The organism is Ruegeria sp. BA2 (assembly GCF_056539605.1).
On record NZ_JBQFVE010000009.1, the window covers coordinates 174,854 to 184,381 of the forward strand.

At 57.1% G+C, this 9,528-nt stretch carries 12 protein-coding genes and 1 pseudogene; 6 read left to right on the forward strand and 7 right to left on the reverse strand.

The window, feature by feature from the left end:
* Positions 1-2 precede the first annotated feature (2 nt).
* Both ACR0NN_RS18100 and ACR0NN_RS18105 read right to left on the reverse strand, forming a co-directional pair.
* Positions 3-827 (reverse strand): FkbM family methyltransferase, encoded by an 825-nt coding sequence (locus tag ACR0NN_RS18100; protein WP_480685249.1) that lies wholly within the window; start codon positions 825-827, stop codon positions 3-5.
* 74 nt (positions 828-901) lie between these two features.
* Positions 902-1,495: an HD domain-containing protein gene (locus ACR0NN_RS18105; RefSeq protein WP_170722633.1), complete on the reverse strand. Its 594-nt coding sequence runs from the start codon at positions 1,493-1,495 to the stop codon at positions 902-904.
* Positions 1,496-1,701: 206 nt separating this feature from the next.
* On the opposite strand from ACR0NN_RS18105, the gene ACR0NN_RS18110 reads away from it, so the two are divergent.
* From ACR0NN_RS18110 to ACR0NN_RS18120, 3 genes are all read left to right on the forward strand, one after another.
* Positions 1,702-2,016 (forward strand): hypothetical protein, encoded by a 315-nt coding sequence (locus tag ACR0NN_RS18110; RefSeq protein WP_170684635.1) that lies wholly within the window; start codon positions 1,702-1,704, stop codon positions 2,014-2,016.
* A gap of 103 nt (positions 2,017-2,119) precedes the next feature.
* Positions 2,120-3,508 carry an adenosylhomocysteinase gene (ahcY, locus tag ACR0NN_RS18115; protein ID WP_170722627.1) on the forward strand — a complete coding sequence of 463 codons (1,389 nt, stop codon included), beginning with the start codon at positions 2,120-2,122 and terminating at the stop codon, positions 3,506-3,508.
* Between the two features lie 13 nt (positions 3,509-3,521).
* The gene (locus ACR0NN_RS18120) at positions 3,522-4,271 is read left to right on the forward strand and encodes an extensin family protein (RefSeq protein WP_170722625.1); all 750 of its coding nucleotides are present in this window, start codon (positions 3,522-3,524) and stop codon (positions 4,269-4,271) included.
* Between the two features lie 4 nt (positions 4,272-4,275).
* On the opposite strand, the gene ACR0NN_RS18125 is transcribed toward ACR0NN_RS18120, so the two are convergent.
* Positions 4,276-4,923 carry a DUF899 family protein gene (locus ACR0NN_RS18125; protein ID WP_170722623.1) on the reverse strand — a complete coding sequence of 216 codons (648 nt, stop codon included), beginning with the start codon at positions 4,921-4,923 and terminating at the stop codon, positions 4,276-4,278.
* 192 nt (positions 4,924-5,115) lie between these two features.
* Between ACR0NN_RS18125 and ACR0NN_RS18130 the strand changes: the two genes are divergently transcribed.
* Positions 5,116-5,457, forward strand: coding sequence for a DUF2853 family protein (locus tag ACR0NN_RS18130; RefSeq protein WP_170722621.1), 342 nt, complete (start codon positions 5,116-5,118; stop codon positions 5,455-5,457).
* A gap of 218 nt (positions 5,458-5,675) precedes the next feature.
* On the opposite strand, the gene ACR0NN_RS18135 is transcribed toward ACR0NN_RS18130, so the two are convergent.
* Genes ACR0NN_RS18135 through tsaD form a run of 4 tightly spaced genes read right to left on the reverse strand, consistent with a single transcriptional unit; the run spans position 5,676 to position 8,424 of the window.
* Positions 5,676-6,098 (reverse strand): EVE domain-containing protein, encoded by a 423-nt coding sequence (locus ACR0NN_RS18135; protein WP_170684627.1) that lies wholly within the window; start codon positions 6,096-6,098, stop codon positions 5,676-5,678.
* On the reverse strand, positions 6,098-6,367 hold the full coding sequence (locus ACR0NN_RS18140) for a YciI family protein (RefSeq protein ID WP_170684625.1): 270 nt from the start codon (positions 6,365-6,367) through the stop codon (positions 6,098-6,100). Before ACR0NN_RS18140 ends, ACR0NN_RS18135 begins: the two co-directional genes overlap by 1 nt.
* Entirely contained in the window at positions 6,368-7,330 is a 963-nt protein-coding gene (locus ACR0NN_RS18145) for an NAD(P)H-dependent glycerol-3-phosphate dehydrogenase (RefSeq protein ID WP_170722619.1), read from the reverse strand. It abuts the gene before it with no gap.
* Positions 7,327-8,424 (reverse strand): tRNA (adenosine(37)-N6)-threonylcarbamoyltransferase complex transferase subunit TsaD, encoded by a 1,098-nt coding sequence (gene tsaD, locus ACR0NN_RS18150; RefSeq protein WP_170722968.1) that lies wholly within the window; start codon positions 8,422-8,424, stop codon positions 7,327-7,329. The genes ACR0NN_RS18145 and tsaD overlap by 4 nt, the downstream gene beginning before the upstream one ends.
* Positions 8,425-8,521: 97 nt before the next feature.
* On the opposite strand from tsaD, the gene ACR0NN_RS18155 reads away from it, so the two are divergent.
* Positions 8,522-9,235: a uroporphyrinogen-III synthase gene (locus ACR0NN_RS18155; protein WP_170722616.1), complete on the forward strand. Its 714-nt coding sequence runs from the start codon at positions 8,522-8,524 to the stop codon at positions 9,233-9,235.
* Between the two features lie 54 nt (positions 9,236-9,289).
* Positions 9,290-9,528 (forward strand): annotated as a pseudogene (locus ACR0NN_RS18160) (hypothetical protein); the annotation flags it as partial.

Below are 9,528 nucleotides of genomic sequence, written 5' to 3' on the forward strand. Positions count from 1 at the left end.
TCCTACCTTCTGAAGATGATATTGCGCTGGGTTTGAAAGACATTCTCGTATCCACGATCAGAAAGCGAGGCAAACAGGCCTTTGGCCTCATCGCCAAGATTTACGGTTTCCAATTGAAGATAGCAGGGCAGGGCTGCGTCTTTGGCATCCTCAAGGAATGGCAGGAGGATATTCGGCTCATGCCCTTCGACGTCCAGCTTGGCAAAATCGGCGCCATGCAGATCGGTAAGCTCAAGCAGCGTTCGGGTCTGCACCTCTATCGTGTCGTGTTTTGACGTATCTACGCCGACGGCATCATTCGCCAACCATGCCTCGCCAAGATTGGTGGCTGTGTCAACCCGGCTTTCTATACAAAGCGTTGCCTTTCCGGATGTGCCAGACAGGGCGAATGTGTTCAGCTCAACACGGCTAAATCCATTGAGAGCGCAGTTTTTCCTAAGGCGTTCGGCCAGCGTCGGGTTAGGCTCAAACGCATGAATCTGTGATCCTGGGCCCAGGATCGACGCGAGAAAAAGCGAATACAGGCCAAAATTGGCCCCGATATCCAGAACTTTTAGCGTTTTTCCTTCAAAGCGCTCTTTCAGCCAATTCAATTCAAGCTCTTCCGGAGATCGGCCCTTTCGCCACAGTGTGAACTCGCTGAAATTGTCATGAGGATGCAGGAGTATCTTGCAACCTCGATAGGTAATCATCTGCGGCAGCAGCGATCTGCGGATCAAATTGCGCACCCGGCCACGGCCCGTCAGATTATACGCCTCGCGCAAGCATGCGTTGGCGAATTCCATCTGTGCGTTGGACAATGAGATTTGGTTATCTGGATCGCTCACTTGAACCTGCGTCCGGCTATTGTCTTGTTTTGACGACAATTTAGCACATGCCAAAGCGCTGATCTATTGGCGTTCTAGATACCGTCCAGCAGTGCTTTGTGCCGCGCGTTATAGGCTTGCCGTACTTCAATCGGGGGACGCAGTTTGATTTGCAGTCCCTCCAAAATCGTCTTGTCCGGGCGGCCGAAGAACTTTGACGCCTCAGCCTCAGAAAACCCCGCAATCTGCGTGGCTTCCATCCACGCGCTGATCTTGTCTGCTTTCTTGATCTGGCGCTTGACCGTCTGTGGCACCGCAGCGGGCAGACCAAAGCGGATATGGATCGCCGCCGCCAGCCGGTTGTCCAAATCACCATAATCCGGGCCAACAGCGGACTTCACCGGCGAAATCATGTCGCCGATCACGTATTCCGGCGCATCGTGTAACAGGGCCGCCAACCGCCACTTTGCCGGTGCATTTGGGGCGATACGGCCAAAAAGCTCTTCCACCAGCAGCGAATGCTCGGCCACGGAATAGGCGAAATCCCCGTTGGTTTGCCCGTTCCAACGGGCCACAAAAGCCAGCCCATGCGCGATATCTTCGATCTCGATATCCACCGGGGTCGGGTCCAGCAGATCCAGTCTGCGACCCGACAGCATTCTTTGCCACGCTCTGGGTTGTGTTGCCATTTTGCCATGCCTTGTGAACTAGGACACGTTCAATTCGCGTTCTTGTGGTATGATGTATCTGTCTGGATCACATGCTGCCAACATTTTCTTGAGCATTCGTGCTTTGAACCTACACGATACGATCCCGACATAAAGGACTGAGGGGGGTGCTGACTCCTCCCAGTTGCGCCCTCTCGAAACGAAACACGTATCGAAAGGAGCTTGTTATGTTCAAGCGTTTAGTTGCAACCGCCCTGACCTTTGGAATGGCCGCCACTGCGCCGCCCGCTTTTGCCCAGAATTGTGCAGAACGCGAGCATGTGATTGCCAAACTGCAAGACAGTTACGCCGAGGAATTAGCCTTTGGTGGTCTGCAGAAATCACGCGGCACGCAGTCGGTCATGGAGGTTTGGACCTCGAAGGAAACGGGAAGCTATACCGTTTTGGTGACCCAGGCGAACGGCATCAGTTGTATTGTCGCCGTTGGCACGGATTTCTTTGAAGCAATACCAAAAATCAAAGTAGAGGGTACGCCAAGCTGATATTTTAGCACACGACTTCCCGTTTCTGGCCATCCACATTGCCACCTGCCCCAAGGAATGCTAGGGGCAGCCCGGATCAAGATTTACCGGAATGGAGCACCTGATGGCCGGGGACTATATCGTCAAAGACATTTCGCTGGCCGGGTTCGGCCGCAAGGAACTGGATATCGCTGAAACGGAAATGCCGGGTCTGATGTCCCTGCGTGCAGAGTACGGTGACAGCAAGCCTTTGAAAGGCGCCCGTATTGTGGGGTCGCTGCACATGACCATCCAGACCGCCGTGTTGATTGAAACGCTGGTGGCGTTGGGTGCCGACGTGCGCTGGGCGTCGTGTAACATCTTCTCGACCCAAGACCATGCGGCAGCGGCGATTGCCGAAGCCGGCATTCCCGTCTTCGCGATCAAAGGCCAGACGCTGGAAGAGCATTGGGATTACCTGGACAAATCCTTCCTGTTCGAAGACGGCCCTAACATGATCCTCGATGACGGCGGCGACGCGACGCTGTACATACTGCTGGGTGCCCGCGCCGAAGCGGGTGAAGACATCATCCCCGTTCCCGGTTCGGAAGAGGAAGAGGTCATCAAAAAGCAGATCGCCAAACGTATGGCGGCCTCACCTGGCTGGTTCACAAAAATGCGCGACCAGATCCAGGGCGTGTCCGAAGAAACCACCACCGGTGTGAACCGTTTGTATCAGTTGGTGAAAGACGGCCATCTGCCCTTCCCCGCGATCAACGTCAACGACAGCGTCACCAAGTCGAAGTTTGACAACAAATACGGCTGCAAGGAATCGCTGGTCGACGGTATCCGCCGCGCCACCGACACCATGATGGCCGGTAAGGTTGCTGTTGTGTGCGGCTATGGTGACGTGGGCAAAGGCTCGGCTGCCTCGCTGCGTGGTGCTGGTGCCCGTGTGAAAGTGACCGAGGTTGACCCGATCTGCGCCCTGCAGGCCGCAATGGACGGGTTCGAAGTCACACTGCTGGAAGATGAAGTTGCCAGCGCCGATATCTTCATCACCACCACCGGCAACAAGGACGTGATCCGCATCGAGCATATGCGCGAGATGAAGGACATGGCAATCGTTGGCAACATTGGTCACTTCGACAACGAAATTCAGGTCGCCAACTTGAAGAACCACAAGTGGACCAACATCAAAGAACAGGTTGATATGATCGAGATGCCTTCGGGCAATCGCATCATCCTGCTGTCCGAAGGCCGCTTGCTGAACCTCGGCAACGCCACAGGGCATCCCTCGTTCGTAATGTCGGCATCCTTCACCAACCAGGTTCTGGCGCAGATCGAGCTGTTCACCAAAGGTGACCAGTACGAAAACAAGGTCTACATTCTGCCCAAACATCTGGACGAAAAGGTCGCCCGCCTGCATCTGGATCGGATCGGAGTGAAGCTGACTCAGATGGATAGCGATCAGGCGGCCTATATCGGCGTGAAGCCCGAAGGCCCCTACAAGCCGGAACACTACCGCTACTGATTGCGACAGAGGCATGAGCGAAGAACCCGGACGCCGCCGAACCCTGCTTTCGGTGGCGTCTTTTCTTTTTGGCCTTCTGACACTGCTTATCCTGTTGGGCGGCGGCGGTTGGTGGCTGTTGGCCCATCCCAACACTCCGGTGCTCCCGCATTGGAACCCGCTGCGCGATCTGACCGTGACCGCACCGGTTACGCCGGTCACACCCTATCAGTTGAATCGTGCATTGGCAGATGACGCATTGTGCCGTGCAGCTTTGGCTGAAGCCGGGGTCAGGTTTGAGCCGTTGGACGATCTGGTGGTGGACCAGAATTGCGGAATAGCGGGGCGCGGTCGGTTGTCCGGTTTGGTGAATGCTCGCGTCACCGCAGTTGAGACCCGGTGCGCCACAACCTTGCGGCTTGCCATGTGGGAACATCATGTGGTGCAGCCTGCTGCGCAGCGGTTATTGGGGACTTCGGTCAGTCGATTGCGCCAGATCGGTAGTTATAACTGCCGCCGGATGCGCACCGCGCAAGGGCAAGACAATGGTTGGAGCAGTCATGCCACCGCAGACGCGATCGACATCGTGGGTATGGACCTCTCGGATGGACGCAGTTTGAAACTGCTGAACGACTGGGGCACCGCCGGGCCCGAGGCGGAGTTTCTGCGTCAGATCGGGCGAGGAGCCTGTGATTGGTTCCGCGTGGTCCTTGGGCCCGATTTCAACCGTTTACATGCCGATCACTTTCATCTTCAGGGGCCCGGCTGGGGCTATTGCCGATAGCTCCTCAGCGCAGGGGCGGAATGAAATCACCACGGCCTTGCGGTGTGAAATCCAGAACATTCCACAGCGGCCAAGCCGCATCCACGTGCCGGGGATGCCAATCGCTGGATTCAAAGAACAATTCGGAACTCCAGAAGTGATGAATGCCATCTGGCAGCCGCTGAAATACATTCAGGATCGGAAGCTGATCGCCGCCCTCGGTCTCGGCCAGATAGTCGCTCTGGTAGCTTGTTCCCAAAGCAGAATAGAGCGGGAGCGCGCTCCAACCCATTTCATCCTTCAGGGCCGAGAGCTTTTCGGGGGTGTTCTGCGCCACCACCGCAACCGCGGCCTTCTGTTTCAGATGATGGATTTGAGAGTTCAACCCATCCAGAAACGCCGAACACATCGGGCAGGGGCGTTCCGCATCAGGCCCGTACATCAGTGAATAAATAATCAGCGTGTCCTTATCGCCAAACAGCGACGACATTGGCCTGCCTTGGCCCGTCAGATCCCGGAACGCATAATCGCCGGGGATTTTTCCCCCGGTTGGCAGAGAACGGCGCAAGGCTGCGACCTCCTCAACCTTTGCGCGCAGATCCCGTTCGGCGGATAGCAGTGCGTTACGGGCGGATCGATATTCGGTGGTTTCGTTGGGCAGGGATACGGGCATGATGACCTCCGGGAATCATAATTAACAAAAATGTTAAATAATAAATCTGCAAAAATCAAATCAAGGAATCCCGCAAGTTTTAGCCCAAGGGGGAAACCCTGTGATTTTTCCCTTTTGGGAATTCCGCCGACACGGCTAGTCTCTCCGGCATCGGTAAAAAGTTCCGTGACAATGGATTAAGGAGATTGGGACATGGGCAAACGCGACGAATTGATCGCCAAATACGCTGAAGATCTGAAAAACAAATGCGGGATGGACCCCGATATGGACCTGTTGACCAAGGTCACCATCGGTTGTGGTCCGGCGATCTATGACGCGGATGCGTCGACAGTGGCGGCCAGCCAGGAAGGTGAGCTTGAGACGGTCAAGAATAACTTCCTCATCAAAAAGCTGGGCCTGTCGGATGGTCCCGAACTTATGGAAGCGATCAACAAGGCCATGGAAACCTATGGCATGTCCGAGCGCAACAAATACCGTGCCGTGGTGTATTACATGCTGACCAAGCATTTCGGCAAAGAAGCGGCCTATAGCTGATCGAACCCAAAACCCATTCAACACCCGTCGGGCGCACCGGCGGGTGTTTTGTATTTGAATGAAACTCTAAACACTTGGTGTTTGAAGCGCGGTTCTGAAATCGGCTAAAGTCAGGTCATGACCAGGACGGTCAGAACCAACAGATTTCCGAATGCGTGTGGTGAGTTTGGGAGCACGCGGGGTAGGGAAGGTTCTGCATCCGTCAGGGCCTTCCCTTTTTAGTCAGCGTCTGTTTGGCCCAGCATGCAGATCACCTGCCATTCAGCGTCGCTAACCGGCTGCACCGACAGGCGCGAATTCTTGACCAGAACCATCTCACCCAACTGTTCATCCGCCTTGATCTGGTCCAGCGTCACCGGAACAGCAAAGGGCCGGACGGCCTTGATATCCACGCATTCCCAACGCTCGTCATCGGTGGTGCTGTCTGGATGGGCCTCGGCGCAGACCTCGACAATGCCAACAATCGCCTTGTCCTTCTGCGAGTGATAGAAGAACCCCCGGTCGCCAATCTGCATCTGGCGCATGAAATTGCGGGCCTGATAGTTGCGGACACCGTCCCATTCCTCGCCCGCGTCCCCTTTGGCGACCTGCTGATCCCAGCTCCAGGTCGAGGGTTCGGATTTGAACAGCCAATACGCCATCAGCCGATAACCTTTTTCCACGGGATCAATTCGACCGAGTCGAACAATCCGGCCAGCGCATAAGGATCGCTATCTGCCCAGGCCTGCGCGGCGGCCAGATCTTCAACCTCCAGAATGATCAGCGAGCCGATCATTGCATCGCCATCCAGCAAGGGTCCTGCCTGTGTCACCACACCTGTTTCTTCGATATAGGCCAGATGGGCCGCGCGATTATCCAGCCGGGTTTGCAGAGCGCCGGCTTTGTCCCGGGCGATGAGAGCGATGAGCATTTATTCCTCCTTGAGTGGGCGGCCCAGCAGGGCCTGAATCGCATCGGTGACACTGTAGGCACCACTGCTGAGTTTCGCCACCGTCGCGCTGATGGGCATGTCCAGCCCTTCGCTTGCGGCAATTTCCGACATTGCCTGTGCCGTGGCAACACCTTCGACGGTCGTTGCGGAGTCGAACGGCTTACTAAGACCCAAACACAGGCCAAAACGGTAATTTCGTGACAATTCGGATGAGCAGGTAAGTACCAAATCACCCAGTCCCGACAGCCCCATCAACGTATCGGGCCGTGCCCCGCGCAAGGTCGCAAAGCGCTGCATCTCGGCAAATCCGCGCGTGATCAGCGCAGCGCGGGCGCTGTCACCCAGACCCGCCCCAATGGCCGCGCCACAACCAATGGCCATCACATTCTTCAGTGCACCGCCCAACTCGGCCCCGACGGTATCGGTGGTGCGATAGAGGCGTAGATTGGCGGTTGTCAGCTCTTGCTGAAGGTTCTCACCAAGCGTTGCGTCGGCGCAGGCCAGAGTCAGAGCAGTCGGCAGCCCGCGCGCAATGTCGTCGGCAAAACTGGGTCCGGTCAAAAGGGCAGAGCGCGCCTCCGGTACGGTTTGATTGATGACGGCAACAGGACCAAGCCCCGTGGTCAGTTCAATTCCTTTGCAGCAGGCCACCAGCACCTTGCCATTCAACTGTGCTGCATGCGGGGCCAGCGCATCGCGCAGTTTTTGCATCGGGACGGCAAGGAGCAACACCTCGGACTGAGTTGCCTGCCCGATCTCAGCGGTAACTGTAATATTGGAAGGCAGGGCGAAAGCTGGCAGGCGATGGGCATTCTCGCGCGTTTGTTGCATTTGCTCTGCCTGATCGCCGTTTCGCGACCACAGCGTAACCGGCCCGTTCCCAGCCAATGAAATGGCCAGCGCAGTTCCAAATGCGCCTGATCCAAGGATGGATACGCTCATGCCTTGGCCCCCTTTTTACCACCACCCAACATCGCTGGGCTGGTTTGGTCCAAGGGCCAGCGGGGCCGTGCTGTCAGGTCCAATCCGTCCCTTGCGCCATTCAGAAAACGCTCCAGCCCAGCGTAAGCTATCATCGCGGCATTATCGGTGCACAAAGCCAGTGGAGGGGCAGTGAATCGGGCGCCCAATTCAGCCGAAACGGTCTCTAATGCTGACCGAATGGCGGTGTTCGCAGCAACGCCTCCTGCAACGGCAATAACCGGCTCGGACGGCGAAGACTCAAGATACAGTGCTATCGCGCGGCGGGTTTTTTCAGCCAGAGTATCGACGATAGCCTGCTGAAACCCAGCACATAGATCGGCGCGGTCCTGTCGTGTCAATCCACCCTTTTCGGTTACGACCTGATCGCGCATGCGCATCAATGCCGTCTTGAGCCCCGAGAAAGACAGATCACATCCCGGACGATCCAGCAGCGGGCGGGGAAAGCGGAACCGCTTGGCATCACCCGCGCGTGCCTCCGCCTCGACCGAGGGGCCGCCGGGTTGCGGCAGACCCAGCAGTCGGGCGGTCTTGTCAAAGGCTTCACCAGGGGCATCATCGATTGTTCCGCCGAGACGGGTGAATTGTTCCGGCCCATGGGCGATCAGGTATTGGCAGTGGCCGCCCGAGACCAGCAGCATCAAGTATGGAAAAGCAATCCCGTCGGTCAGTCGGGGCGTCAGCGCATGCCCGGCCAGATGATTCACCCCGATCAAAGGCAATCCGGTGGCCGCGCTCAGCCCCTTTGCGCACATCACGCCGGCCATTACGCCTCCGATCAGGCCTGGACCAGCGGTCACGGTGATAGCGTCCAGATCATCAAAGCCGATTTCAGCCTGTGTTAGAGCCTGTTCGACGCAGATATCCAGCTTTTCCGCATGTGCACGCGCCGCGATCTCGGGCACGACACCTCCATAGGCGCTGTGCAGCTCTGTCTGACAATGAACCACGGATGACAGGATCTCAGCTCGCGCGCCTGTGCCCTGCCGCACCACGGCGGCGGCAGTATCGTCGCAGCTGCTCTCCAGTCCGAGGACGGTAAGTGTTTGCACCATAGGCCTGATCCGTTGCATCATGATTGCCAAGCGGGGTATCACCCCGCGCGGATGCAAACAATCCCAAGGCCGAAGGCGCCGACCTTTGTATTTGTTGATGACTCGCCCTCGCGCCGCCTCGGACAGGTTCGTCGCGCATCTGCCAGACCGTATCCGGTCACAGGTCGAGGTTATCCATTCACCCTTGTTAAAGATCGATCCGCTGGCGGTACCGGTTGAACCCGGTGACGCTGCCGGGTTGGTCTTTTCCTCGGCCAATGGCGTGAACGCCGCTGCCAAGTTGAATGTGGATCGCAGCCTTCCCGCCTATTGCGTTGGCCCGGCGACTACGCAAGCCGCGAACGCAGCGGGTTGGGACGCACAGATGCTGGGCTCAACGGCCGAAGAACTGGTGGCCAATCTTCTGAAACGTGAGCCGCACAGCCCGCTGTTGCACCTGCGTGGTGAACATAGCCGAGGCAACGTTGCCGCGCGCCTGACCGAATCTGGCCTAACGACCCTCGAACAACCGATTTATCGGCAGCAGCTTCTACCACTCAACGACCAAGCCACCATGGCTGCCACGGGGAACCAGCCCATTATTGCCCCGCTGTTTTCGCCCCGCACGGCGCGACATTTTGCCGATGTCTGGGCCGGATCTGCGCCTTTATGGCTGGCCGCGATCAGCGAGGCCACCGCAGAACCCCTTAAAACATTGCGTTTTGAGCGCCTGAAGATCGCGCGTGAGCCGACACCGGACAAAATGCAGAAAGCCGTGAAAAAACTTGTGAAATACGTGATGCGGGTTGAGAGCGCGCCGGGTGCAGATTAACTTGGGTAAGTCTGTTGTTCATGTGTTTTGGGAATCGATAAGGGGATTAGGACGGTGGCTGATAAGAAGAAACCCGATCAGGAGCCGGTCGAAGACCCCAAAGTCGAAGAGGTGGCAGAGGCCGCCGAGGCCGAAAGTGATGCAGTCTCGGATGAGAAATCTGTTGACGCGGAGGAGACTGCAGACGAAGTGACTTCCGAAGCCGAAGCCGAAGCCGAAGCCGAAGCCGAAGCCGAAGCCGAAGCCGAAGCCGAAGCCGAAGCCGAAGCCGAAGCCGAAGCCGAAGCCGAAGC

What these genes read in the sequence shown, in the direction of transcription:
- ACR0NN_RS18110 (WP_170684635.1), top strand. Translation starts at nt 1,702, where the DNA reads ATGTTCAAGCGTTTAGTTGCAACCGCCCTGACCTTTGGAATGGCCGCC.
- tsaD (WP_170722968.1), bottom strand. Translation starts at nt 8,424, where the DNA reads ATGGTGCAAACACTTACCGTCCTCGGACTGGAGAGCAGCTGCGACGAT.
- ACR0NN_RS18145 (WP_170722619.1), bottom strand. Translation starts at nt 7,330, where the DNA reads ATGAGCGTATCCATCCTTGGATCAGGCGCATTTGGAACTGCGCTGGCC.
- ahcY (WP_170722627.1), top strand. Translation starts at nt 2,120, where the DNA reads ATGGCCGGGGACTATATCGTCAAAGACATTTCGCTGGCCGGGTTCGGC.
- ACR0NN_RS18105 (WP_170722633.1), bottom strand. Translation starts at nt 1,495, where the DNA reads ATGGCAACACAACCCAGAGCGTGGCAAAGAATGCTGTCGGGTCGCAGA.
- ACR0NN_RS18140 (WP_170684625.1), bottom strand. Translation starts at nt 6,367, where the DNA reads ATGCTCATCGCTCTCATCGCCCGGGACAAAGCCGGCGCTCTGCAAACC.
- ACR0NN_RS18130 (WP_170722621.1), top strand. Translation starts at nt 5,116, where the DNA reads ATGGGCAAACGCGACGAATTGATCGCCAAATACGCTGAAGATCTGAAA.
- ACR0NN_RS18125 (WP_170722623.1), bottom strand. Translation starts at nt 4,923, where the DNA reads ATGCCCGTATCCCTGCCCAACGAAACCACCGAATATCGATCCGCCCGT.
- ACR0NN_RS18155 (WP_170722616.1), top strand. Translation starts at nt 8,522, where the DNA reads ATGACTCGCCCTCGCGCCGCCTCGGACAGGTTCGTCGCGCATCTGCCA.
- ACR0NN_RS18120 (WP_170722625.1), top strand. Translation starts at nt 3,522, where the DNA reads ATGAGCGAAGAACCCGGACGCCGCCGAACCCTGCTTTCGGTGGCGTCT.
- ACR0NN_RS18135 (WP_170684627.1), bottom strand. Translation starts at nt 6,098, where the DNA reads ATGGCGTATTGGCTGTTCAAATCCGAACCCTCGACCTGGAGCTGGGAT.